The organism is Ruegeria atlantica, assembly GCF_013032505.1.
Taxonomy (GTDB): Bacteria; Pseudomonadota; Alphaproteobacteria; order Rhodobacterales; family Rhodobacteraceae; genus Ruegeria; species Ruegeria atlantica_F.
The window spans coordinates 127,885-152,425 of the sequence record NZ_WQCG01000004.1 but is presented as its reverse complement, the minus strand read 5'-3'; the positions used below and the strand labels follow the sequence as shown (position 1 = coordinate 152,425).

Annotated in this window: 25 protein-coding genes; 14 read left to right on the top strand and 11 right to left on the bottom strand. The window is 58.5% G+C overall.

The features are described 5' to 3' along the window. Window positions 1–47 precede the first annotated feature (47 nt). Window positions 48–626, top strand: coding sequence for a DUF1285 domain-containing protein (locus tag GOW92_RS16305; protein ID WP_170561851.1), 579 nt, complete (start codon window positions 48–50; stop codon window positions 624–626). Here the strand turns inward: GOW92_RS16305 and GOW92_RS16300 are convergent. Then, complete coding sequence (locus GOW92_RS16300) at window positions 623–1,561, bottom strand: DMT family transporter (protein WP_254453060.1); 939 nt, start codon at window positions 1,559–1,561, stop codon at window positions 623–625. The genes GOW92_RS16305 and GOW92_RS16300 overlap by 4 nt on opposite strands. A 181-nt stretch (window positions 1,562–1,742) precedes the next feature. On the opposite strand from GOW92_RS16300, the gene GOW92_RS16295 reads away from it, so the two are divergent. Both GOW92_RS16295 and GOW92_RS16290 read left to right on the top strand, forming a co-directional pair. Continuing rightward, window positions 1,743–2,507 carry a hydroxypyruvate isomerase family protein gene (locus GOW92_RS16295; RefSeq protein ID WP_170561848.1) on the top strand — a complete coding sequence of 255 codons (765 nt, stop codon included), beginning with the start codon at window positions 1,743–1,745 and terminating at the stop codon, window positions 2,505–2,507. Window positions 2,508–2,572: 65 nt separating this feature from the next. Then, a complete protein-coding gene (locus GOW92_RS16290) occupies window positions 2,573–2,803 on the top strand; it encodes a DUF2798 domain-containing protein (RefSeq protein ID WP_170561845.1) in 231 nt (76 codons plus the stop codon). A 57-nt stretch (window positions 2,804–2,860) separates the two neighbouring features. Here the strand turns inward: GOW92_RS16290 and polA are convergent, their stop codons facing one another. The 3 genes from polA to GOW92_RS16275 form a co-directional block, all read right to left on the bottom strand. Further along, entirely contained in the window at window positions 2,861–5,659 is a 2,799-nt protein-coding gene (polA, locus tag GOW92_RS16285; protein ID WP_170561842.1) for a DNA polymerase I, read from the bottom strand. A gap of 125 nt (window positions 5,660–5,784) precedes the next feature. Continuing rightward, window positions 5,785–6,447, bottom strand: a complete 663-nt coding sequence (locus tag GOW92_RS16280; protein WP_170561839.1) for a YrbL family protein — start codon at window positions 6,445–6,447, stop codon at window positions 5,785–5,787. A 13-nt stretch (window positions 6,448–6,460) separates the two neighbouring features. Then, on the bottom strand, window positions 6,461–6,637 hold the full coding sequence (locus GOW92_RS16275) for a zinc-finger domain-containing protein (RefSeq protein ID WP_170561836.1): 177 nt from the start codon (window positions 6,635–6,637) through the stop codon (window positions 6,461–6,463). 87 nt (window positions 6,638–6,724) lie between these two features. On the opposite strand from GOW92_RS16275, the gene GOW92_RS16270 reads away from it, so the two are divergent. Next, a complete protein-coding gene (locus GOW92_RS16270; RefSeq protein WP_170562374.1) occupies window positions 6,725–7,717 on the top strand; it encodes an ABC transporter ATP-binding protein in 993 nt (330 codons plus the stop codon). Here GOW92_RS16270 and GOW92_RS16265 read toward each other — a convergent pair. Then, a complete protein-coding gene (locus GOW92_RS16265) occupies window positions 7,714–8,178 on the bottom strand; it encodes a DUF1203 domain-containing protein (protein WP_170561833.1) in 465 nt (154 codons plus the stop codon). The genes GOW92_RS16270 and GOW92_RS16265 overlap by 4 nt on opposite strands. A 109-nt stretch (window positions 8,179–8,287) precedes the next feature. Between GOW92_RS16265 and GOW92_RS16260 the strand changes: the two genes are divergently transcribed. From GOW92_RS16260 to GOW92_RS16250, 3 genes are all read left to right on the top strand, one after another. Next, window positions 8,288–11,206 carry an error-prone DNA polymerase gene (locus tag GOW92_RS16260; protein ID WP_170561831.1) on the top strand — a complete coding sequence of 973 codons (2,919 nt, stop codon included), beginning with the start codon at window positions 8,288–8,290 and terminating at the stop codon, window positions 11,204–11,206. A 48-nt stretch (window positions 11,207–11,254) separates the two neighbouring features. Continuing rightward, window positions 11,255–11,668, top strand: a complete 414-nt coding sequence (locus tag GOW92_RS16255) for a group III truncated hemoglobin (protein WP_170561829.1) — start codon at window positions 11,255–11,257, stop codon at window positions 11,666–11,668. A gap of 147 nt (window positions 11,669–11,815) precedes the next feature. Next, window positions 11,816–12,754, top strand: a complete 939-nt coding sequence (locus tag GOW92_RS16250) for a DMT family transporter (RefSeq protein ID WP_170561827.1) — start codon at window positions 11,816–11,818, stop codon at window positions 12,752–12,754. Window positions 12,755–12,809: 55 nt separating this feature from the next. Here the strand turns inward: GOW92_RS16250 and GOW92_RS16245 are convergent, their stop codons facing one another. Beyond that, complete coding sequence (locus GOW92_RS16245; RefSeq protein WP_170561825.1) at window positions 12,810–13,922, bottom strand: S-(hydroxymethyl)glutathione dehydrogenase/class III alcohol dehydrogenase; 1,113 nt, start codon at window positions 13,920–13,922, stop codon at window positions 12,810–12,812. A 130-nt stretch (window positions 13,923–14,052) separates the two neighbouring features. On the opposite strand from GOW92_RS16245, the gene GOW92_RS16240 reads away from it, so the two are divergent. After that, window positions 14,053–14,340 carry an I78 family peptidase inhibitor gene (locus GOW92_RS16240; RefSeq protein WP_170561823.1) on the top strand — a complete coding sequence of 96 codons (288 nt, stop codon included), beginning with the start codon at window positions 14,053–14,055 and terminating at the stop codon, window positions 14,338–14,340. Between the two features lie 61 nt (window positions 14,341–14,401). Further along, complete coding sequence (locus tag GOW92_RS16235) at window positions 14,402–16,054, top strand: DUF6504 family protein (protein WP_170561821.1); 1,653 nt, start codon at window positions 14,402–14,404, stop codon at window positions 16,052–16,054. A 16-nt stretch (window positions 16,055–16,070) separates the two neighbouring features. Here the strand turns inward: GOW92_RS16235 and GOW92_RS16230 are convergent, their stop codons facing one another. Further along, window positions 16,071–16,796, bottom strand: coding sequence for an SDR family NAD(P)-dependent oxidoreductase (locus GOW92_RS16230; protein WP_170561819.1), 726 nt, complete (start codon window positions 16,794–16,796; stop codon window positions 16,071–16,073). 226 nt (window positions 16,797–17,022) lie between these two features. On the opposite strand from GOW92_RS16230, the gene GOW92_RS16225 reads away from it, so the two are divergent. Genes GOW92_RS16225 through GOW92_RS16205 form a run of 5 tightly spaced genes read left to right on the top strand, consistent with a single transcriptional unit; the run spans window position 17,023 to window position 21,229 of the window. Continuing rightward, window positions 17,023–18,354 carry an NAD(P)/FAD-dependent oxidoreductase gene (locus GOW92_RS16225; protein ID WP_170561817.1) on the top strand — a complete coding sequence of 444 codons (1,332 nt, stop codon included), beginning with the start codon at window positions 17,023–17,025 and terminating at the stop codon, window positions 18,352–18,354. Then, window positions 18,308–18,853 carry a hypothetical protein gene (locus GOW92_RS16220; RefSeq protein ID WP_170561815.1) on the top strand — a complete coding sequence of 182 codons (546 nt, stop codon included), beginning with the start codon at window positions 18,308–18,310 and terminating at the stop codon, window positions 18,851–18,853. Before GOW92_RS16225 ends, GOW92_RS16220 begins: the two co-directional genes overlap by 47 nt. Beyond that, a complete protein-coding gene (locus GOW92_RS16215; protein WP_170561814.1) occupies window positions 18,853–20,076 on the top strand; it encodes an MFS transporter in 1,224 nt (407 codons plus the stop codon). The genes GOW92_RS16220 and GOW92_RS16215 overlap by 1 nt, the downstream gene beginning before the upstream one ends. Next, entirely contained in the window at window positions 20,073–20,690 is a 618-nt protein-coding gene (locus tag GOW92_RS16210) for a DUF3833 domain-containing protein (protein ID WP_170561812.1), read from the top strand. The genes GOW92_RS16215 and GOW92_RS16210 overlap by 4 nt, the downstream gene beginning before the upstream one ends. Then, complete coding sequence (locus tag GOW92_RS16205) at window positions 20,687–21,229, top strand: DUF3833 family protein (RefSeq protein WP_170561809.1); 543 nt, start codon at window positions 20,687–20,689, stop codon at window positions 21,227–21,229. Before GOW92_RS16210 ends, GOW92_RS16205 begins: the two co-directional genes overlap by 4 nt. A 66-nt stretch (window positions 21,230–21,295) precedes the next feature. On the opposite strand, the gene GOW92_RS16200 is transcribed toward GOW92_RS16205, so the two are convergent. The 4 genes from GOW92_RS16200 to GOW92_RS16185 form a co-directional block, all read right to left on the bottom strand. Continuing rightward, window positions 21,296–22,321 carry a porin gene (locus GOW92_RS16200; protein WP_170561806.1) on the bottom strand — a complete coding sequence of 342 codons (1,026 nt, stop codon included), beginning with the start codon at window positions 22,319–22,321 and terminating at the stop codon, window positions 21,296–21,298. Between the two features lie 379 nt (window positions 22,322–22,700). Beyond that, the gene (locus GOW92_RS16195) at window positions 22,701–23,837 is read right to left on the bottom strand and encodes an energy transducer TonB family protein (protein WP_170561804.1); all 1,137 of its coding nucleotides are present in this window, start codon (window positions 23,835–23,837) and stop codon (window positions 22,701–22,703) included. Further along, window positions 23,834–24,211, bottom strand: coding sequence for an ExbD/TolR family protein (locus GOW92_RS16190; protein WP_170561801.1), 378 nt, complete (start codon window positions 24,209–24,211; stop codon window positions 23,834–23,836). The genes GOW92_RS16195 and GOW92_RS16190 overlap by 4 nt, the downstream gene beginning before the upstream one ends. Further along, window positions 24,208–24,540 (bottom strand): ExbD/TolR family protein, encoded by a 333-nt coding sequence (locus tag GOW92_RS16185; protein ID WP_368040299.1) that lies wholly within the window; start codon window positions 24,538–24,540, stop codon window positions 24,208–24,210. Before GOW92_RS16185 ends, GOW92_RS16190 begins: the two co-directional genes overlap by 4 nt. Window position 24,541 lies beyond the last annotated feature (1 nt).

Below are 24,541 nucleotides of genomic sequence, written 5' to 3'. Positions count from 1 at the left end.
ACTAATATGATTGAAGTGTATCGCGCGAAAAGGAAATGGCAAAAGCAATGAGCGGACAAAAACCTGTGACACCCTCTCCGGATGGGCTGGCGGCCTCGGTCAAGGCGGCCAAAACTAGGGGTTTACCCCCTGTTCACCTTTGGAATCCTCCGTTTTGCGGCGATCTGGACATCCATATCGCAAAAGATGGGTCTTGGACTTATTTAGGGTCGCCCATCAATCGGTTCGAGCTTGTGAAGCTTTTTTCCTCAATTCTTAAGAAAGAAGGCGGCAAATACTATCTGGTCACCCCAGTGGAAAAAGTGGGAATCACTGTCGAGGATGCGCCGTTTTTGGCCGTAGACTTTGACGTAACAGGCGCGGGTCAGGCCCAAAACCTGACATTTACGACACAAGTCGGTGATATCGCGATTGCCGGCCCGGACCACCCGATCCGGATTGTCATTGATTCCGCGACAGATGAGCCATCCCCTTATGTATTGGTTCGCGCAAACCTAGAGGCACGCATAGATCGCAAAAGTTTTTATCGCCTTGTAGATATCGCCACACACAAAGATGAGTGGTTCGGTGTCTGGTCCGGCGGCCAGTTTTTCCCGCTGATCCGCTCGGAAGACCTGACCGATTAGGCGGCTCTGGCGGATCGCCGTTCCTGTGCCAGAATAACCGCCATTGCAACGATCCCTGCGCCCAGCGCACGGGTCCAGTTCCATTCTTCGCCCAGTACCAGCATGATCAGCATCACGTAGAAAGGGGCAACGTTGATGTGGAAGGACGACAGCGCGACGCCCAGTTTCCCAATCGAAGCGATGAACAGAACCTGACTCAGCCCCATCGACACCAGTGCGTAGATCACCAACATCCCGGCCTGTTGAATGTCAAATGATGTCGCGGGCATGAAATCCATTCCCAACTGCGCCGATCCGAACATAAGCAGCGACGCCATCAGCAAACCACCGACAAACGTGATGGTGGTGCGCCCGACCCTGCTCAGTTCCGGAAAATCCCGGGCGGTCGCCATGCTGGCCCAGCAGAACAAACCGGTCGAAACGACGGCGCACGCGGCACCCAACCCCAGCTGAGCCGGCGCCAAGGCGCTTGTGGCAATCAGACCACCGACAATTGAAACAACGACGCCCAGTGCAAAATTCCACCTCAGCCGGCGTGTCCCAGCAGCCAGTTCCAACAGCGTCGCCATCAATGGCGCGCACGACGCGACAATTGCGACAGTCACCGGGTCCGTCAGTTTTTGCGCCACGATCATCAGGAACATCGCCACCCCAATGCCGCACCCGCCGACAATCATCGCGTGCCGCCAACGGGCGGAAACAACCCGGCGCGGCCCGTCGATCAGCATCCAGATCGGCACCATAACGACCACGGCCAATGCCAGACGTGCGGTCAGCAAGGCGACGGGGGGCCACGTCTGCAACAACACCTCAGCCGCCGGAAAGCCAGCCGCCCAGGTCAACATGGAAGCCACAGCCAACCCATTGCCCGAAAAAGCAGAATTCTGTCCCGCAGACACAGCGAGGGTGTTCCCGCGCACGGGGTCAGGGCTCATCGCCATCGTGTTAAAACCTTTTGTTAGCACGGCGCTCTGAAATGATTCGCCGCGTTGTCCCGAACCTCGCTGATTCATTCGGCGCGTTCTGGTCGAATTTCGACAAACTGTCGTTTTCAGTCTCTTTCGCTGAAATCACCACGCGGATAAGGTCAGCGCAGCAGCAATCCAAAGGCCAAATATGCCAAAATTCGCAGCGAATATTTCCCTGCTCTTTGCCGAGCTTCCTTACCTCGACCGGTTTCAGGCCGCTGCGGAGGCCGGGTTTAAAGCTGTCGAGGTTTTGTTCCCGTACGAATTGGCTGCCAAGGAAACTCATCGCGCTCTGCTCGCCAACGGGCTCGATCTGGTTTTGATCAATGCCCCCCCGCCCAATTACACCGGGGGTGAACCCGGCTATGCCGCCATTCCAGGGGGTGAAGGTCGGTTCCAATCGGATATCCGCCGCGTTCTGCGCTATGCAGAAGTTCTGCGCCCAAAGCTCATCCACATCATGTCAGGCTATTCCTCAGGTCCGGATGCGTTTGCGTGCTTGGTCCATAACCTGCAATGGGCGGCTGACCAGGCACCGCAACAACAGTTTACGATCGAGCCACTGAACCCGGTTTCTCAACCCGATTACTTCCTGAATGACTATGATCTGGCGGTCAGGGTTCTGGACCGTGTGGACCGCCCGAATGTCGGATTGCAATATGACAGCTTTCACGCTCACATGATCCACGGTGACGCATTGGCCGTCTGGGAACAGTTTCACGCCAAGATCACACATGCCCAGATCGGAGCAGCGCCCGACCGCTCTGAACCAGGGCGCGGCCCTATAGATTTCACGCGACTGTTTGCAGCGATGGAGAACAGTGGCTATGCCAATTGGGTCAGTGCCGAATACACCCCTTCTACACACCGCACGGCCACATCACTTGGCTGGATGGGACAACACGTCACCTGATCCTGTCTGGCAATTGAGCGGAAAGTATCTAAAAACGGGGCGTCGCGACCTTAAGGATACCCGAAATGATCCCTGCCCGTTTTGCCCATGCCGTATTTGGCCTGATCATGTCTGGCTTGATGTCCTGTATCGTCACCGGCATTGCAACTGTCAAAGCAGTTGGGTTCGGACCATCCACCTTAGGCGACTGGATGGGATCATGGGCATTTTGCTGGCCAATCGCCTTTGCCGTCATACTGACCCTCGGGCCCACCGTGAAACGCAAGGTCGAGGGCTGGGTCAGACCGCAGGACTGACCCGCTGCGAAGAGGGCCCGCCGGGCCTGATGAGCAGCGCCACCGTCTTTTCTAAAGCTAGTGCGCCTCGGCCCAGTTTGCGCCTTGTCCTGCATCCACGCTCAGCTTGACGTCCAGTTTTACCGCCGGGTCCGAGGCCCCTTCCATGACGTCACGTGCGACGTCAATCACTTGATCCACTGAACCCTCGGCCACTTCGAACAGCAATTCGTCATGCACCTGCAGAAGCATTTTTGCAGGCAAACCGTTGATCGCATCCGGCATCCGTACCATCGCGCGCCGGATCACATCGGCCGCTGTGCCCTGAATCGGTGCGTTGATTGCCGCCCGGCGCGAGAAGCCTGCATGTGGTCCTTTGGCGTTGATCTCGGGCGTGTGGATTTTGCGACCGAAAAGCGTCTGCACATAGCCATGTTCTTTTGCGAAGGCGACGGTGTCGTCCATATACCGGCGAATACCCGGGAAGCGTTCGAAATAGCGGTCGATGAACCCCTGCGCCTCGGTCCGCGGAATGCGCAGGTTACGCGCCAGACCAAAACCCGAAATGCCATAGATCACACCAAAGTTGATCGCTTTGGCTTGCCGGCGGATATCCGGCGTCATCTCGTCCAGCGGCACATCGAACATCTCGGACGCCGTCATGGCGTGAATGTCCAAACCATCCGAAAACGCCTGTTTCAGGGCCGAAATATCGGCAATATGGGCCAAAATCCGCAACTCAATCTGGCTATAGTCGAGGCTGACCATCACATTCCCCGGTTCGGCAATGAATGCCTCGCGAATACGGCGGCCTTCCTCAGTCCGAACTGGAATGTTTTGCAAGTTCGGATCGGTCGAAGCCAGGCGGCCCGTGTTTGCACCAGTGATCGAATAGGACGTGTGCACACGCCCGGTATCCGGGTTGATATGGGTCTGCAGCGCGTCCGTATAGGTCGACTTAAGCTTGCTCAACTGCCGCCAGTCCAACACCCGGCGCGGCAACTCATGCTCGGTCGCAAGATCCTCAAGAATGTCCGCACCAGTCGAGTATTTCCCGGTCTTGCCCTTCTTGCCTCCCTCAAGGCCCATCTTGTCGAACAGGATCTCACCCAACTGCGCAGGCGAGCCGACGTTGAAATTCTCACCCGCCAATTCATGTATTTCAGCCTCTAATCCGGCCATTTTTTGCGCAAACGCGTTGGACATGCGGCTCAGAACATCGCGGTCGACCTTGATGCCATGCATTTCCATCTCGGCCAGAACCGGCACCAGCGGACGTTCGAGCGTCTCATATACCGTTGTCACCTGGACCTGATGCAGTTGCGGCTTGAACAGTTTCCAAAGGCGCAGCGTGATATCAGCATCTTCGGCCGCATAGGCCGTTGCCTCATCGATCGGCACCTTGTCGAAGGTGATCGCTGACTTGCCCGAACCCAGCAGAGGCTTGATCGGGATCGGCGTGTGGCTCAGATACCGCTCTGACAGGGTATCCATGCCGTGCCCGTGCTCACCCCCATGCATCGCATAGGACATCAGCATAGTGTCATCGATCGGGGCCACATCGACGCCGTACCGCTTGAATATCTTGGCATCGTATTTCATGTTCTGCCCGATCTTCAGGATCGACGGGTCCTCAAGCATCGGTTTTAACAGTGTCAGAGCCTCATCCAGCGGCATCTGTCCTTCGGCTAATGCATCCGACCCGAACAAATCATCCGTTGCGCTTTCGCGGTGAATAAGAGGGACATAGCAAGCCTCACCTGCCTCAACGCACAGTGAAATACCAACCAGTTCAGCGATCATTTCATTCAGCCCGGTGGTTTCGGTATCCACCGCAACCCAGCCACGCTCATATGCCTGATCAATCCACTTTTGCAGCGCCCTGGAATCGCGCACGCACTCGTATTTCGACGCATCAAAGGGGATAGCCTCAGCCTCGGCCTCTTCAACCACCGGCGCAGGCGCATCAGCGATCACCGGGGCCTCAGCCCCCAACTTGTCGGCGATGCGTTTGGTCAGGGTGCGGAACTCCATCTCGGCCAGAAAGCTCAGCAAAATGTCCGGCTCGGGGTCTTTCACTTCAAGATCGTCCAGAGTGAAATCCAGCGGCGTCTGTTCATCCAACTGCACCAGCTTTTTCGACAGCTCGATCTGGTCGCGCTTTTCGATCAGCGTCTGGCGGCGTTTGGGTTGTTTGATCTCTTCCGCGCGATCCAGCAGCGTTTCCAGATCACCATATTCGTTGATCAGCAAGGCCGCTGTCTTGACCCCGATCCCCGGCGCGCCCGGCACGTTATCCACGCTATCCCCTGCCAAGGCCTGCACATCGACTACGCGCTCTGGCCCGACGCCAAACTTCTCGACCACGCCGTCCCGATCGATCCGCTTGTTCTTCATAGCGTCGAGCATTTCAACGCCGCCGCCAACCAGCTGCATCAGGTCTTTGTCGGAGCTAACGATGGTCACACGCCCACCCGCCTCGCGCGCCTGCACGGCCAGGGTCGCAATGATGTCGTCGGCCTCGTACCCTTCCAATTCCTTGCAGGCGATGTTGAACGCTTTGGTGGCCTCACGGGTCAGCGGCATCTGCGGTCGCAGGTCTTCGGGCATCGCCTCGCGATTGGCTTTATAGAGGTCGTACAAATCGTTGCGGAACGTGTGCGAGCCCTTGTCGAAAATCACTGCCACGTGAGTCGGTGCATCCGGACCGGCGTTCCCCTCTACATATTTCTGCAACATGTTGCAAAAGCCCGAAACAGCGCCAATCGGCAAGCCGTCCGATTTCCGTGTAAGCGGTGGCAGCGCATGGTAGGCCCTGAAAATAAAGGCCGATCCGTCGATCAGATGCAGATGACACCCTTTTCCAAAATTGCTCATATGCGCGCTCCGTTCTGGTTGGAAACGGTTCTGCCACAGGGCCGCGCGGGTGGCCAGCAAAGAAGGTGATCAATCCGCACAAGAGTGCCGGGAAACAGCGCCGGATAGGTAACGCAGGTCGTCAGTCACACGGCGCGGAATTCCTGTCGCGTCCTGTCCCAGATCAGTCCAACACGCTCGGCAATGCCGTTCATCTGCTTGTGCAGCGACCGGTCATTCAATCTCCGGCTCAGTGTGCGCAAGGGAACAAGATTGCGTTCTCCATACCCGTCGATCAGCAGAAACATCCAGGTTTCGTTGCGCAGCCCGTAAACGATGTTGGTCTCGTGAATATCGCGAGCAACAACCTGAAGCTGGAACAGCTTTTTGGCAAAACTGTTCAGTTCATTGAGATGATCACCGCTCAACGCGCCTTTCTCGCACAACCGCGCGAGGGGATGTGCGAGTTGCCCGTCATCGGTTTCGATCCGTTCCACGATGATCGCCGGGCCAATGTCAGTTTGCGCTATGCCAAAACATCTTGCCAAGGGCAGGTGCTCGATATCAGTGCCACTTTTCAACGCGGCTTTCATCTCGCCTTCGATTTCCTTCAACGCATTTCGATAAACGGAATCGGGCAGAAGCTGCCGTATCAGCCGTTTTGCGAAGGATCGGTTGGGCCGTTTACGCGGGCGCGTCACCTTTACCAGCAAATGTGATTGCCCCGGACAAGCATACACGTCTCGGTGCCCGCCTGTGGCAATCGGGTCCTGATCCGACACTCGCAAAAGCTGCACTGCAAAAAGCATCTGGCCTCCGAGATTACTTCGCGTTCTGCTCCGACAGCACATATTTGCAATCACAGTAAGGGCATTCGACCCAGCCAGTATCCTCAGGGATCTGCAACCAAACGCGCGGATGTCCCAATGCGCCTTCGCCGCCGTCACAGGCGACACGGGCGGTTTCGACGATCTTGGTTTCCGGTGCATCAAGTGTCACGGCTGGCGATCCTTCACTGGTTGTCGGCCTCGCGGGCATGCATTAGGTGCGTTTATGAGCGATGAGCAAACCGGGGGCAAGGGTCTCATGACTGATGCGGCAATCAGGATCGAAGGGCTGCGCAAAACCTATCGCGGCGGCAAAGGCCAGCCCGAGAAACAGGCGCTGAAGGGCATTGACCTGACCATTCCGCGCGGATCGGTGTTCGGCCTTCTGGGTCCGAACGGGGCCGGAAAATCGACCCTGATCAACATTCTGGCTGGTCTGGTGGTGAAGTCGGCAGGTTCCGTGTCGATCTGGGATTTTGATCAGGATCGAAATCCACGCCAGTCCCGCGCCGCGATCGGCGTTATGCCACAGGAGTTGAACCTGGACCCGTTTTTCACTCCGCGTGGCGCATTGGAAGTTCAGGCAGGTCTGTACGGTGTGCCCAAATCCGAGCGGCGCAGCAATGAAATCCTTGAGCTGGTCGGCCTCAGTGACAAGGCCGAGGCCTATGCCCGCACCCTGTCAGGCGGGATGCGGCGGCGGTTGCTGTTGGCCAAAGCGCTGGTACACCACCCCAAGATCCTTGTTCTGGACGAACCAACGGCGGGCGTGGATATTGAACTGCGTCAGATGCTGTGGGCCAATGTGCGCAAGCTGAACGAACAGGGCATGACCATCATCCTGACCACGCATTACCTGGAAGAAGCGCAAGAGATGTGTGACGAGATTGCCATTATCAACCACGGGGAAAAGATTGCGCAAGACAGCACTGCCAACCTGCTCGGGCGCATGGATAGTCGCACCATGGTCATCGTTCCCGATAGCCCCGTCATTGATCTTCCGGTAACTGAGGGAGTCGAGGCCACATTGCGCGACGATGGCAGCCTTGTCCTGCAATACCGCAGCGCCCAAACCAGCGCCGAGGAGGCGCTGGAAGCTGTACGCACGGCAAATATCCGCATCCGCGACGTCCGTACCGAAGAAGCTGATCTAGAAGATGTGTTCCTCGCGCTGACGTCCAGCCGTTTAGAGGACGCACCGGCTGATGATCCGGATCAGCCGCGCCGGGGAATGCATAGAGTCAAGCTTTAGGCTCGGTCGATCCGCGCCTGATAGCAGTTGTTTCTCGCGGACCGGACGTGGATGTAAGCGACATCCGGGCGGGCAAAGATATCTCTGACTTGCGCACCGATCTGATCCGTAGGCGTGATCACCCCTGTGCCATAAACGATGCGGTCATTTGTGCCATAACCTTTGATTAGGTAGTCAGGCGATGAGGTCAGAATTTCGGGCATCTCATTTTTTTCGAAACGTTCACAAGGCGCCGCACACAGAAAGATCGGGCCGGTTTCTGCGTACGGATGTGTCTCTAAAAAGGGTCTATGGGCTAAAACCAGCATTTCTTCGCCCTCGGGGATGTTTCGCAAACAATGGCGGCAGGGATTGCCCGCGCCGGTCGAAATGGCGCGTTCGGGCGTTGCGCCATATGCATCGGGATGACCGGCCTGAAGGGCGCGCACGTCGTCAGTTGGTAATGCGGTGATCTTAAACATTTCGGGTCTCCTTTTTTCCCACATTGTCCATGAGGCCGACCCCAATCGACCCGTTTCCTGCGCAAAGGACTCGAAAAAGAACAAAACGTGAATATAATAGGGAATCGCCATGTATGTCGAGTTGTCGATCACGTCCAACTTCACCTTCCTCACCGGGGCCTCTCACCCCGAGGAGTATATGGAGCGTGCCGTTACCCTGGGCCTCCCTGCCATTGCGATTGCCGATGACAACTCGGTCGCCGGGATTGTCCGCGCCCACACCCAAGGGCGCGAGATCGCCCGCAAGGTACGCGAGCGGTTGGAGTGGGAGGCGCAGAACACCTCTATCGGCCCGCCCTGCCCCGATCACATCCCCAAACCGCCCTCATATCCCGTCCACGCGGTGCCGCGCCTGATCCCGGCCGCGCGCCTGATCTTCACCGATGCGCCCACTGTCACCGCCCTGCCCCTGAACCGGCAGGGCTGGGCCAACCTGTGCCGCATCCTCTCCAAAGGCCGTCTGCGCGCTGAGAAAGGTGACTGTATCCTGCACCTGTCCGACCTGTTGGAGTTCTCCGACGGTCTCCACCTTCTGCTCTGGCCACAGGCAACCCGATCTCCGGGCGGCGCGGACGCATGGCGGACGCAGGCGCAACAGCTGACGCGCCGCTTTGCCGGGCGGATGCATCTGTTGATGCACCCTCGGTATGATGGTGCCGATAGTACGCACTTCCCTTTGTTAGAGACTGATTCAAAGCAACTCGGCATCCCCACCCTCGCCAGTGCCACGCCCCTGATGCACCACGGTGCACGCCGCAAGTTGGCAGATGTGCTGACCGCCATCCGCCTACGTCGCAAGGTGGATGAACTGGGCCGCGATGCGCTGACCAATGGGGAACAGCGCCTCCGGTCCGAGGCCGAGATGCTGCGCATTTTCAAAGGGCATGAAGGGGCCGTTGCCCGAGCCCACGTACTTAGCGAACAACTCACCTTCTCACTTGATGAGCTGCGCTATGAATATCCCAGCGAGGGCAGCGAACAGGAAACCCCGACCCAGCGCTTGCATCGGCTGGCGCATGAAGGGTTGAAATGGCGTTATCCGGCAGGCGCGTCCGAGAAGGCGCAAAAGATGTTGGCGCACGAGCTCACCCTGATCGGTAAGCTGAAATACGAGCCCTATTTCCTGACCGTCCGCGACATCGTCCATTTCGCCCGCTCGCGCGGCATCCTCTGCCAGGGGCGCGGGTCGGCGGCCAATTCTGTGGTCTGTTTCTGCCTCGGCATCACTGAGGTCAGCCCCGAGATGGGCACCATGGTTTTTGAGCGTTTCGTCTCGGAAGCGCGCGACGAGCCCCCCGATATCGATGTCGATTTCGAACATGAACGCCGCGAGGAAGTAATCCAGCACATCTATGACCGCTATGGCCGCGAACGCGCGGGCCTCTGTGCCACGGTCGTGCATTACCGCGGCAAACGAGCCATCCGCGAGGTTGGCCGCGCGATGGGGCTGACGGAAGACACCATCTCAGCTTTATCTTCACAGCTCTGGGGCTTCTTTTCCGCCTCCGGCCTTGAAGCTCAGCGCATGCGTGAAATCGGCCTCGACCCCGAGGATCGACGGCTGAAACAGACTCTAATGCTGGTTTATGAGATCGACGGTTTCCCCCGTCACCTCTCACAACATGTCGGCGGTTTCATCATCACCGAAGGGCGCTTGGACGAGCTTGTTCCCATCGAGAACGCCACGATGGAGGACCGCACGGTCATCTGCTGGGACAAAGATGACATCGACTCGTTGGGCATTCTGAAGGTCGATGTCCTCAGCCTCGGGATGCTGACCTGCATCCGCAAGGCGTTCGACCTGATCGGCCAGCACCATCAGACCAGCTATACGCTGGCAACCCTGCCGCCCGAGGACCCGGTGGTCTATGACATGCTCTGCAAAGCAGACTCTGTTGGAGTGTTTCAGGTGGAATCACGGGCACAGATGAACTTTCTGCCCCGGATGCGGCCCCGCAATTTCTATGATCTAGTGATCGAGGTCGCCATCATCCGCCCCGGCCCCATTCAGGGCGACATGGTCCACCCCTATATTCGGCGGCGAAATGGTGAGGAGGAGGTCAGCTTCCCTTCGGACGAGCTGGGCGAGGTGTTGGGCAAAACGCTGGGCGTGCCGCTGTTTCAGGAACAGGCGATGCAGATTGCCATTGTCGGCGCGGGCTTCACTCCGGAACAGGCGGACCGTTTGCGCCGTTCACTCGCGACCTTCAAGAAGCACGGCAATGTCAGCGAATTCCGCGCGCTTTTCTTACGCGGTATGAAACGCAACGGGTATGAACAGGATTTTGCAGAGCGGTGTTTTTCGCAGATCGAAGGTTTTGGGTCCTATGGTTTCCCCGAAAGCCACGCGGCCAGCTTTGCGCTGCTGGTCTACGCCTCGGCCTGGATCAAATGCCACCACCCGGGCATCTTCGCCTGCGCGCTGCTGAACTCGCAGCCAATGGGGTTCTATGCCCCCGCCCAGATCGTGCGGGATGCGCGCGAGCACGGGGTGCAGGTGCGCCCGGTCTGCATCAACGCCAGCTTTTGGGACAATGTGATGGAGCCTGACGGCCAGGGCGGGCTGGCCCTACGGCTGGGCTTTCGCCAGATCAAGGGGCTGAGCGAAGAAGACGCCAGTTGGCTCACCGCCGCACGTGGTAACGGCTACCATCAGGTCGACGATGTCTGGCGCCGTGCCGGGCTGGGGCCCTCGGTGATCGAACGGCTGGCCGAGGCCGATGCTTTTGCCGCCTGCGACCTGACGCGGCGCGAGGCGTTGTGGCAGGCCAAGGCGATTGCCACCGCCAAACCTCTGCCGCTGTTCTCGCAGGATCTGGAGGGCGAGGCACTAGATGAACCCGAAGCCTATCTGCCGAAAATGACGCTGGGTGAGCAGGTGGTTGAGGATTACGTGGCCACCCGCCTCAGCCTTAAGGCGCATCCCGTTGCCTTGCTGCGGCATATTCTGACACCGGACCCGCGCGACAAAACCACGCCTGTCGCATGACTGCAGAACGGGATATTAGCCCTGAACAGAGTCGAAATCGGGCCTGAAATGACCAAACCAACCTTACCCCCGCGCTTTCCTGTAACGCCGAACCAGATCAGCGCACAGGTCCACGCATTTTACGCCCGAGTGCGAGAGGACGCGGTACTGGGGCCCGTCTTCAACAAACATGTCCACGATTGGCCCGCACATGAGGAAAAGATCGCCGCCTTCTGGCGCAACGCGATTTTGTTCGAGCGCAGTTATGACGGCAACCCGCAACGAGTCCATATCGAGCGGCCCGACGTAAAGCCCGAGTTCTTCGCCCATTGGCTGGACCTGTTCGAAGAAGTCGCAACCCAGACGCTGCCCTCTGAAACCGCGACGCCTTGGGTCGCGCTGGCCCGTCGCATCGGGGTGGGAATGAAAGCGGGCGTGCAATCCGCACGCCAACCCAAGGACGCACCACCGATCCTGCGATGATCCCGCGTCATGGCGGCCATGCAATGTTAGCGGTAAATTAGGGGCTATGCGCGCCACCAAAATGAGTTTACTCAAGGGCAAGCCACCCGCGCACTTGCGGTGTGATGGCACAGTCACAACACCGATACATCACCCGGGGCCACAAAGATGAGCACTCAGAACTCCACCCTCCGGGGACTCGGCTATGCGTTTTTGGGCTTTGCGGTCTTTGCCAGCCATGATGCATTGATCAAAGCGCTTGGCGGCGTCTACTCGGTGATGCAGATCATCTTTTTCGCCACGCTGTTTTCTTTTGTGCCGATGGCCATCACGATTCTGACCGACCGGACAACCGGGAACTTTCTGCCCCATCACCCATGGCTGGTGTTGCTGCGATCTGGCCTGATGGTCACCGCGATGTCCTGCGCGTTCTATGCCTTTTCGGTTTTGCCGCTGGCCGAGGTTTATTCGCTGCTGTTTTCCTTCCCGCTGATCGTGACAGTCCTGTCGATCCCCATTCTCGGCGAAGTGGTCCGCGCCCAGCGCTGGGCCGCCGTCGGCGTTGGCTTGATCGGCGTTCTGATTGTCCTGCGTCCAGGCGCAACGGATATCACGCTGGGCCATCTGGCCGCCCTGACAGCTGCCTTTTGCAGCGCCTTCGCATCCGTACTGGTACGCAAGATCGGGAATGAAGAACGTTCGGCGGTGCTGATCCTGTACCCCATGCTGTTGGCCATCGCGGTGATGAGCCTTGCACAACCCGTTGTCTATCAACCGCCGTCCTTGCTGCACCTGGCGATGATGGCGCTGGTCGGTGTTTTCTCGGTCATCGCGCAGCACCTGATCATTCTGGCCTATCGGGCCGCGCCCGCCGGAGTTATTGCCCCCAGCCAGTATAGCCAGATCATCTGGGCCACGATCTTTGGAATGGTATTCTTTGGTGAACGCCCGGATATCTGGGTCGCAGTGGGTGCAAGCGTCATCATCGCGTCCGGCGTCTACGTTGTATGGCGCGAAAGCCGGACCAACACCACTTCGGCGAACACCCCGGTTCTGCGTGTGCGGTCACCGCGTTCAGATACCGGGGCAACGCGGCCGGGGGAATAAGAAACGGCGCGTCATTCCAGCGCGCCGCATCAGCATTTCCTGCAGGTTTAGAGCCTTAGTAAACGACCACAGACCGGATGCTTTCACCCCTATGCATCAGATCGAAACCATGGTTGATGTCGTCCAGACCCATTGTATGAGTGATCATCGGGTCGATCTCGATCTTGCCGTCCATGTACCAGTCGACAATCTTGGGCACGTCGGTGCGGCCCCGTGCGCCGCCAAAGGCCGTGCCGCGCCATGACCGGCCAGTAACCAGCTGGAACGGGCGGGTCGAGATTTCGGCTCCGGCAGGTGCCACACCGATGATGATGGACTCACCCCAGCCCTTATGCGCCGATTCCAGCGCGTCGCGCATCACGCCGACATTGCCCGTGGCGTCAAAGGTATAGTCCGCACCGCCTTTGGTCAGGTTGACCAGATAGGGCACCAGGTCACCCTCGACTTCTTTTGGGTTCACAAAATCAGTCATGCCAAACTTGGTGGCCATTTCGACCTTTGAAGGGTTGAGGTCCACGCCGACGATCTGATCTGCCCCGGCTAGGCGCAGACCCTGAATAACGTTCAGACCGATACCACCCAGACCGAACACGATGGCGCGGCTGCCGATTTCCACCTTGGCGGTGTTGATCACCGCACCGATACCGGTGGTCACACCGCAGCCGATATAGCAAATCTTGTCGAACGGCGCGTCCTCACGTACTTTCGCAAGCGCAATCTCGGGCAGAACCGTGTGGTTCGCGAAGGTCGAGCAGCCCATGTAGTGCAGGATCGGATCACCGTCCAAAGTCGAAAAGCGCGAGGTGCCATCAGGCATCAGGCCCTGGCCTTGGGTTTCGCGGATCGCCTGACACAGGTTCGTCTTGGGGTGCAGACAGTACTCACATTCACGACATTCCGGAGTGTAAAGCGGGATCACGTGATCGCCCGGCTTCAGACTGGTCACGCCCGGGCCAACCTCGACCACAACGCCTGCGCCTTCATGGCCCAGAATGGCCGGGAACAGACCTTCGGGGTCGGCACCCGACAGGGTGAACTCATCAGTGTGGCAAATGCCGGTGGCTTTGATCTCGACCAGAACCTCACCCGCCTTGGGGCCTTCGAGGTTCACATCCATCACTTCCAAAGGTTTGCCCGCCTGAACGGCGACGGCGGCACGGGTACGCATTGTCGTTGTCTCCCTGTCTTCTTTGATCCGACCCTGCGTCAATTGCCGGGCGTTTTCAACTGCGCTTTGGTGACAGGTTGGCTAATTGTTTGATATTGCAGTAACGACATTGTCAGAAGGAGAAACGCCAATGCACCGATTTATTCCCGCTCTGGTCCTGCTGGCAGCCTGCGCCGAGACGACAGCGCCTGTTGCAACACCTGCGTCGACGGATGCCGCCTCGGTTGATCTGGCCTTTTGCCAGGGCGAAGCGCTTGCCGATTCCATTGGCCAACCGGTTTCGACTATTCAGGCCCAGTTGCCTGAGCGGTCACGCGTTCTGGGCCCTGATGACATTGCCACACAGGATTACCGCATTGACCGGCTGAATGTTTTCGTGAGCGGCTCGGGGATCATTCAACGCCTGACCTGCGGGTAAGCGTGGACTCGGCGGGCGATTCTGGGGTAAGAACAAAATGAGAACATTTTGATGTCTGCCGATGCCAAAACGCCGAATACTCTCACTGTGGTTTCCCCGTCTGGGGGCTGAACGGCTGATCCGTGCTGCGCGGGGGCTGCATGCTGGCCCTTTGGCCGTGGTTGCGGAACAGTCAAACATGCAGGTGATTACCTCGCTGAACGTGGAAGCGCAGGCCGCCGGTCTGCGTGTGAGTCAACCCGTGCGTGATGCCCACGCCATGTGTGCAGCCCTGATCACGCGACACCGCAACGCCCCGGCTGAGGCCGCGTTTCTAACCGCGCTGCGCCGTTGGGCCGGCAAGTTCAGCCCCTGGGTGGCCGAAGAGGCCCCGGACGGGCTGGTCGTCGATCTGTCAGGCTGCACGCATCTGTTCGGCGGGGAAGAGGCACTACTGAGCGTCATTGAAACCGACTGTGCAGATATGGGGCTAAGCGTGCAGATGGGCATCGCCGACACGCTGGGCGCGGCCTGGGCGCTGGCGCGGTATGCAGGGCAAGAGGCCACATCAGATCGCAACGGTGACGCCATCAGTCAAGAGGCCCGCGCCACCCGCGCACGGGCGGGTAAACGGCGACACTGGACCAAGGGCGGGGCTGCACCGCAAGTGATGGCCCTGGGTGGCGGCGCACGGATCGCAGCACCAGGGCAATCTTATGGCGCGCTCAGCCCCCTGCCGATTGCAGCGCTGCGCCTTGAGGATCAGGTAGTCGCACAACTAAACCGACTGGGCCTGCGCCGGATCGGCGATCTGCTGGGCCAGCCGCGTGCAAGTTTGGCACGGCGATTTGGGCGAGGGCTGGTTCTGCGATTAGATCAGGCGATGGGCAGCGCTCCCGAGCCGGTCTCGCCCGCACGTCCGCCCCATCACTTTGCGGTGCGGATGACCCTGCCCAATCCGATCGGCCTGATCGAGGACGTGATGGCCGCAATCGACCGGGTGCTGCCCACGCTTTGCGCGAAGCTCGAAGAGAAGGCACGCGGCGTGCGTACCCTGCGGCTTGAGGCACATCGCGCCGATCAGGCGGCTGAGATCATCGAGGTTGGTCTGGCTCGCCCAACCTATGACAAACACCGCATTCGCCCTTTGTTAGAGATGAAAATTGATAAGATCGACGCAGGCTATGGCATCGACATGCTGCGGCTCGAGGCGATCCAGACCGAACCCATTCACGCCCGCACAGTGGCCGGTCACGCCGAGGCGCGTCGCGTAGCCCGCGCGCGGCTGGAGGGCAATACCGCCGTCGATGACCTGATCGGCAAACTGGGCGCCCGAGTAGGGTTGGACGTGATCACCCGTCGGCACCCGGCAGCCTCACATATCCCCGAAAAAACCGCGCAGACGTTGGCGGCGGCGTGGTCGGAACCCGCCCGTGACTGGCCTGCCCCGTCGCGCCCGCGTCCGTTGCAGATGTGGCAGCCCGAGCCGGTGATGGCCGCTGAAGCCCCGGATGTTCCAGCCGCCTTTCGCTGGCGCGGGCGCGACTGGCAATTGGCACAGGCCACCGGTCCGGAACGGATCGCACCCGAATGGTGGCTGGACGATCCCAACTGGCGTAGCGGCGTGCGGGACTACTGGGTGGTTGTCACCGAACAGGGTGAGCGGCTGTGGCTGTTTTACGGCCATGGCGGCACGATGTCGGCAGGCTGGTTCTGTCACGGGCAGTTTGGTTAGAACGCCATATTAGAGTCTATTTTCCGCGGTAAATCAGCCAATCCGGCAGGTAATCCAGCAAACGGATAACCCAAGAGAACGGTGCCGGGAAATCGGTGCGGAACCGGCGGCGCGACATCGCCCTGACCACCCGGTCCGCCGCGTCCTCGGGTGTCATCAGCATCGGCATCTTGAAAGTGTTCTTTTCGGTCAGCCGGGTCTTAATGAAGCCTGGATTGACGATCCGCACGGTTACCCCCGTGCCTGCCAAATCAAATCGCATCGTTTCAGCCAGAGAGACCAGCGCTGCCTTGCTCGCCGCATACCCAACCGCAGCCGGAAGCCCGCGATAACCAGACAAAGACCCGATCAGCGTGATGTCACCCCGACCCGCGCGCACAAATCCGGGCACCGTCTCGCCCAACACGCGCAGCGCGCCAAGATAATTCACGTCTGTCATGGACAGAACCGCATCGGTATCCCAATCGGCTGATTTCATCGGCTCATAGGACCCGGCATTGTAAACCAGACCATCCACAACACCGACCTCTGCCACGGCGCGGCGCACAGCCTTCAGGTCGGTCACGTCGAACGGCACCGCCCGCGCGTTCGGAAGGGTTTCGCAGATCTCGGCCAGTCGTGCCGCATTGCGCGCCGATAGGACCAGATGTGCCCCCTGACGGCTTAGCGCCTGAGCCAAGGATCGGCCCAGGCCCTCGCTGGCGCCAACAATCCAAATAGTTTTTCCGTCAAAACTGTTCATGCTTGGGCTATCCGCACTGTCGGGAACACATGATCCGGACATTGGTTTCGTGATTTTCAGACATGTTAGGGATTTTACGGTCAGGTACCAAAGCTGGATCACGTGACTGCTCCAAAAATCGGGCAGACTTTACGAAGTAACGCACGCTCAAAAAAAGTCCAACGTGATTGATCCGTACCCGCAACTAGTACGTAATCCTTTTTAAATGTCGCACTAAGGGGATCACATGTTCGACGAACCACGGGGCTCACGCAAGAAAATCGCAATTGTAGGTGCAGGCATTTCAGGCTTATCCGCAGCTTACTACCTATCCGAAAACAATGATGTAACGGTCTATGAGGCCGAGCCACGACTGGGCGGACATGCCCGAACGGTGATGGCTGGCAAAAACGGGGATCAACCGGTCGACACCGGTTTTATCGTATTCAACTATTCCACCTACCCCAACCTCACCAGGCTGTTCGATGAATTGAACGTCCCTGTAATCAAAAGCGAGATGAGTTTTGGTGCGACGATCGACAATGGTCGCCTCGAATACGGGCTGAACAATCTGCGCACGCTGACCGCGCAAAAGCGTAACCTGATGCGACCAGCCTACTACAAGATGATCTCTGACATCCTGCGCTTTGGCAAAGAGGCGCCAGAAGCAGCCAAGGACGATGACACCACAATTGGGGAACTGATTGATCAACTGAGACTGGGCCACTGGTTCCGCCACAACTATCTGATGCCTATGTGCGGAGCGATCTGGTCCACCCCTGTCGAATTCATTGACCGCTTTCCGGCGCGGTCGCTGGTACAGTTCTTCCAAAATCATGCTTTGCTGGCCGGTGATCGAACCAAACAACACCAATGGTGGACGGTCAAAGGCGGCAGCATCGAATATGTCCGCCGCATCGAAGCCGCTTTGCGTGCCCGCGGTTGCGAAATCCGCGTTGCTGCTCCGGTTCAGAACGTTCAGCGGAATGAGCTGGGCGTAACTGTATACAGCGAAGGTCAGGCCGATCTGTATGATGAGATCATCCTCGCAACCCATTCCGACCAGTCGCTGGCCATTCTGGGCGACAGCGCCACATCCGAGGAAAAAGCCGCCCTCGGTGCGATCAAGTACCAACCCAACAAGGCCGTTTTGCATTGCGACCCCGGCCAGATGCCCAAAAGGCGGGCCTGCTGGTCAAGCTGGACCTATCGGTCGCAAGCCGGAAATGTCGGCGTCACCTATTGGATGAACAGGTTGCAGAACATTCCGGACAGCGATCCGATGTTTGTGACGCTCAATGTCTCGGCAGATATTCCCGCGGACAAGATCTATGACGAGGTCGAGTTTGCCCACCCGGTGTTCGATCAGGCAGCCCTGAAGGCACAAGGTCAAATTCGCGAGATGCAGGGACAGAACAAAACGTGGTTTGCCGGCGCATACAACCGGCACGGTTTTCACGAGGACGGGATTGCCAGCGCGATGCATGTTGTCGAGCAATTGAATGGCACCCCGCAAACCATCGGAGCTGACAATGGCGTTCTGGATAAAGACCCGGTCATCCCTGTTGCGGCAGAGTAATCCATTCTGGCGCGCTATTCTTCTTTCATTGGCTTTGCTGGCCCCAAGCGGGCTGGCCGCTTCAACCGTATCGAATGCATTGCCGAGCGCCGAATTGCGCGGATCGGCAACGTTCCGGTATCTGGGCCTGCCGATTTATGACGCGAAGCTGTTTACGGCCGGTGGCGCCCCGTTCAGATGGAGTGAGGATTTCGGTTTGCAGCTGACCTACCGCAAGAACATCAAGCAGAAGGCTTTGATCGAATCCACGCTTGATGAAATGAAACGGCAGGGCAACAGCGGGCTGACACAGGCCAACCTGGGACAGTGCTTTGAGGCCGTCAGCAAAGGTGATGTTTATCTGGCTGTTTCGGATGGGCCGAACAAGGTTGGTTTCTGGCTCAACGGGCGCAAAACCTGCAACCTGACCGGACAGGGCATCAAAAAGACATTCATGTCGATCTTTCTTGGCGACAACACCAGGTCGGCAAGCTTTACGCGCCAGTTGAAGGGGCAATGATGCTGTATCCACGGGTCAGCCTCTATGCGCTGATGCTCGCGGCGGCGGGTATCCCCCTTTATATACACCTGCCGCGCTTTGCGGCCGTAAACCTTGGGATCAGCCTAGGCGTGATCGGCACTGTTCTGCTGGTGATCCGACTGGTGGATCTGGTGCAGGACCCGCTGATTGGCTGGGCGATTGACCGCTGGCCGGGTGGCCAGTTGGCATTCGCCGCTGTGGCCGCAATTGGGCTGGCCATAGGCTTCCCGCTGCTCTTTGCACTGCCCGAAGGCGCAAGCGTGACATCACTGATCCTGATCCTGATCCTGCTGTTCTCGGCCTATAGCCTTGGAACCATCCTGCTTTATGGGCGCAGCGCGACACTGGCTAAAGCACCTGACGCGAAAGAGCTGATGACACTAGCGGCCTTTCGCGAAGGTGGACAACTGGCCGGGGTTGTCATTGCCGCCAGCGCGCCTGCGCTGTTCGTGGCTTTCGGGGCCGGTGCGCAGGGATATCCAGCCTTTGGCCTGTTCCTGGGCGTCCTGTCGATCGTCACCATCGCGGTGACCTTCCCGATGTGGCGGCGGACACCGATTACGGGTGAGGGCCTGTCTTTCGCCGGATTGGGTCAGGCCGGGGCGCTGCGCCTTCTGGCGCTGGCTTTGGTCAACAGCCTGCCGGTCGCCATCACCTCGACCCTGTTTCTGTTCTTCGTCGAAGACCGGTTGCAACTTCCGGGCAAGGCGGGCCCGTTGCTGATCCTGTTCTTCCTCAGCGCCGGTGCCAGCGTTCCGCTTTGGGCCAAACTCAGCAACCGCATTGGCCCGAAACAGACTCTGATCATCGCCATGCCGCTGTCTATCGCCAGCTTTATTGGTGCTGCGATGTTGCCGGCCGGCGAACTGCTGGGCTTTGCCCTGATCTGCCTTGCTTCGGGCGCAGCACTTGGAGCCGATATGGTGGTTCTGCCCGCCATGTTCTCGGTCGTTTTGACTCGCGCTGGGCTAAATGCCTCAGCCGCGTTCGGCATCTGGTCTTTCGCTGGCAAGCTTGGCCTTGCGCTCGCCGCCTTTTTCACTTTGCCGCTGTTGGAACGCAGCGGCTTTTCGCCCGGACAGTCGAACTCCGTACAAGCCTTAGACACGCTCAATCTGGCTTATGCGGTGCTGCCCTGCATCCTTAAACTCGGCGCGTTTGGAATGGTCCTGACGCTGCCAACGGAGGTCACAGCCAAATGAAAACGCTTGTTGTTTTTCTGCTCGCCATCCTCGCGCTTTTCGTCGCCAAGAACCGGTTCCTGAGCTTTCGGTCGCAAACACCAGCCGATTACACCGGCACCGGGCCAGCGTTTAAGATGAAAGAGGTCCTGAACGGAGAGATCCTGTCCGAAGGGCTGATCTATGGGCCAAACGGCAAGATGTCGAACAGCTTTGTCGCCCGCATGGTTGGGAATTGGGATGGCAACACCGGCACGCTGGCCGAGCACTTCACCTATTCCAACGGCAAACAGATGACGCGCAAATGGTACCTGACGCTGGGCACGGGCAATACCTTTACGGCCACAGCAGATGACATTGTCGGCGAAGGAACGGGAACGATTTCGGGGTCCACCGTCAAACTGACCTATCGCATCATCCTACCCGAAGACGCTGGCGGCCATACACTGGACGTCACCGACTGGATGTACCTGACCGAAAACGGTGTGATCATGAATCGTTCCGAAATGCGCAAATTCGGGATCAAGGTCGCAGAGCTGATTGCCACGATGCGCCCTGCGCCCGAGGTCAAAGCCGCGCATGTTAGCGGTACGAACGGCTATGATGCCGACGCAGAACAGAGGCTGGTGCAATGATCTCACGCCGGGTCCTTATAGCGGGTCTGGCAATCGCTGGTCTTGCCCTTCTAACCGCCTGTTCGGCCAAACCGCGCATTCCCAAGACCTTTCTGTCAGACCGGCAGTTGAACCTTGAAGAGTTTTTTGAAGGTAAAACCGTCGCCTATGGTCAGTTTCAGGATGTTCTGGGCAACGTACCGCGCCGATTTACGGTGGATATCGACGGAACGTGGGATGGTGAAACGCTGACCCTGGTCGAGGATTTCCTCTACGATGACGGTGCCACCGAACAGCGTATCTGGACGCTGACTAAAACCGGCGAAGATACCTGGACAGGCACCGCACCTGGCGTTCTGGGCACCGCCAACGGGGTCGAACGTGGCGATACGTTCAACTGGACATACAAGATCGATCTGCCGGTGAAAGAGGGCACGATGCGGGTCAACTTCGATGACTGGATGTGGTTGCTGGACGATGACCGCTTGCTGAACCGGGCCTATGTCTCGCGCTATGGTGTCCGGTTGGGCGAGGTCATTCTGTTTTTCGAAAAGAAATAGAACGCCAGAAACAGCAAAAGGGCGGACCTTAAGGCCCGCCCTTTCGGAAATCGGATTCAGATCAACTTAGAAGTTGAACTGAGCACCGAAGTCAGCGCGGATGCGCCCGTCTTCGTCACCCGTTTTGATTTCGCCGATACCGCCACGCAGCGATGCACCGCCGCCCAGATCGTAGATTGCGCCAATACCGATGTTACGGGTATCGTTGTCAGCCGAACCGTCACCATAAGCAAACTGCAGGGTGGTTGCAGCGCCGAGGTTGTATGCCAGCGACAGACCGTATGCGGTACCGTTCTCGGCGTCATCAACAACGTCGTCGTCCGCAACAAACAAGGTGCCCGAGAAGTCACCGAATTCTGCGCCCAGGGTCAGAACGGTCAGCGACTGCTTTTCGCTGGCGCTGTTCACGTTCGCCTTGGTCTGACCATAAGCCAGAGCGGCAGTGATGTTGTTGAAGGTGTAGGTTGCGCTGATGTCCCAACGGTCTGCATCTTGCGGAACGCCATTAAACGCGATGGTTGCTTGGTCGTAAGACGCGCCAAAGGCAAAGTCGCCAATTGCGTACTGGAAGAACACGGCATTCGCACCCGAACCGGTCGATGTGTACTCCAGAAAGCTGTAGTCAACGCCCGAATACTGACCCAGGAACTCTTCCAGGCCCGGTTCGTTACCGAAGTAGTTGGCCAGGTTGTCGAAAGAACCAGCAACGTTGCCCGCGTCAACACGCAGACCACCGTAAATGACCGAGAAGCGTGCGCCGTTCAGACCCGCGCTGTTCTGTTCGCCGTTGCCAGAGTCGTCGTCAGCCTGCAGACGAACGCGCGCCTGGAACTCAACGCCGCCATCGGTTTCTGCGGTGCCGTCGATGTTCAGGCGGAAACGCGAGACCAGGATGGTGTTGTCGGTGTCGACGTCCGCGGTGCCATCAGCGACGATGTCGCCGTTTGCGTCCGTGGTAAAGTTGTTAACAGTACCGGTGCGATCTTCTTGGTAGCCAATACCAAAACGACCGTAGCCGCTGAATTTAACGTCGGCCGCTGCAACGCTTGCAGTTGCAATCAGAGCCGTCGATGCAATGAGAAGATTTTTCATGGTAAACCCACAAGTTTTGAGAGGAGTGCAGCCGCTAGGGCGACTGCTGGCCTACTCGGACAAATTCCGAGCGTGCGCAATGGTTTCGCTGCATTTCATTCTGGGCAAAGTTGGTATTTGTTGCATCTTTGCAAATGCAGAAAACCGTACAAAACCCAATTTCCTGAGTATTTACGTATGTTTCGCGATCAGCTGTGTTTCGTTACAAAAAGTTGATCAAAGAAATGCGACGACACCCCTTTAAATGCCAAAAAACGTACATGTTTGCAATTGAGACTTCCCAAGGTCAGATCCCACCTGCCTAAAATGCGCAGATTCGGGCAAAATCCCGCTCAAAACGGGTTCCGTGTCGGGTGAACCGGGTGATGAATTCCACCAATCAATTGCTGGTGTAGAAGAAGGACAGTTTGCGGCTGACGCCACCCGGCGGCAGCGGAAAGGGCGAGGCCGCCTGAACCTGCGCCCTTGCGGCCCGGTCAACCTCGGACGATCCGGAACTGTCGATGACATCGACCCAACTAAGCGTGCCATCTGGATTGATCTCGAAAAACACCTTGGCAAACCCTCGGGCGGCCACAAACACCGGAGGGGCACGGTTCAGGTGAACCAGGACCTCGCCCGCATAGTTCGTGGTGTCCGAATTGCCGGGGCCGCGCCCGCCCGCACGACTACCGCTGCTGCCAGATGTGAACGCGTCCAACCCTTCCCGTCTATAGGCATAAAGAGGTGACTCAACTTCTTCAGCTGGGAACTGCAACGCACTGAAGTCCCGCGCGCCGTTCAAAACGCCCCGCCTTTCGGGCACTTGCTGGCGTTCAGGGCGTTGCGGTCGGATCGAATTCGTCACGGCCAGTTCCGTCCCGTCTTCGGTTGCGTCCTGTTCGGTCGGTTCAACCGGATCATCCGGATCAATCGCATCGGATTCCAACGGAACGACGGGGATTGCCGCCTCGGGTGACGGAGTGACCGGCAAGGCAGCCAATTCTTGCGGTTCGGGCGCAACCGGCTGGGCCTCGGTGGCAATCTCTGGCTCGGCCGCGTCTGCCTCAGGATTTCCTTCGGGCGCATCGGTCGTAGCTTCCGCCTGAACCGGTGGGGTTTCGTTGGTTTCTTCGCTGGCGGCGGCATCCCCGTCGGATGTGTTTTCAGTATCCGCCACATCGGGCTCAACAGGTTCCGTGGCAATCGGCTGAACCACCTCCGCCTCACCGATATCGGGCGCATAAACCTCTTGCGGGTTGTCAGACGCAACCAGCGCCTCACTGACCGGGATTTCAGGTTCCTCGGGCACCGTTTCAACCGGAGGTTCCGGCGCCTCAGCCGGTTCAGGTTCAACCGGCTCGGCCACAATTTCGGCCAGGTCCTCGAATGTGGTGCTCAGCTCAATTGATTCCGGTGCCCGGCCGCCGGGCACGTCTTCCGCAAGCCGTTGCCCGGTCACGCTCAGACCCATCAGGTGGACAAACAGCGACACCAAAATGGCTGCCGCCGCAATCATGGCCGAGCGCCGGATCATTCCAGCGCCTTCTCGGTTACAACAAAGACTGACGTAGCGCCCAACCGGCGTAGGGCGCCGGTCACCTCAATCAAACGGGGACCCGGTGCGTTTCGATCAGGGACAATGCGCACGGCTTCAGCCCCTTGGCCACGCATATGTGTTTCAGGGTCGGTTGGTACTCCACGAAAGCTTAGCATCCCATCGGCGTGCAGGATCAGCGCATCGGGCGGCTCGCGCCCTTCAAGCTCTGAGGTATTGACCAGCTCAAGATCCGGATCCAGCGGCGGGGCCAGCGTGCCAGTGAGCAGGAAAAAAATCAGCATCAGGAAAACGACGTTGATCAGCGCAATAGTTGAGTCGCGTCTGCGTTTGGGGCGCCTGTACTTGATCATTCCAGCACCAGAACGCTTAAATCCTCGCGCCCTCGCAGTCGGACCAATACGTCGATGACGCGCTGCGCCGTAGTGTCCGGGTCCAAACTGACCAGAACCTGCCCGGCCTCCAGTTGCGTTTCCAGATCATCAAGGGTCATCGGCTGCCCGTTCAGCACCAGTCTTTCGGCCCCCAACTGCAGGAACAGCCGCTCGGTTGGTGTGTCCGAAGTCGCGCTGCCGCCCACTGCGTTACTCAGTTCGATCTCGCCATATTTGGAAAAGGTCGAGGTCAGCATGAAGAACAGCAACAGCAGGAAAATCACGTCGATGAGAGGCGTCATCGACATG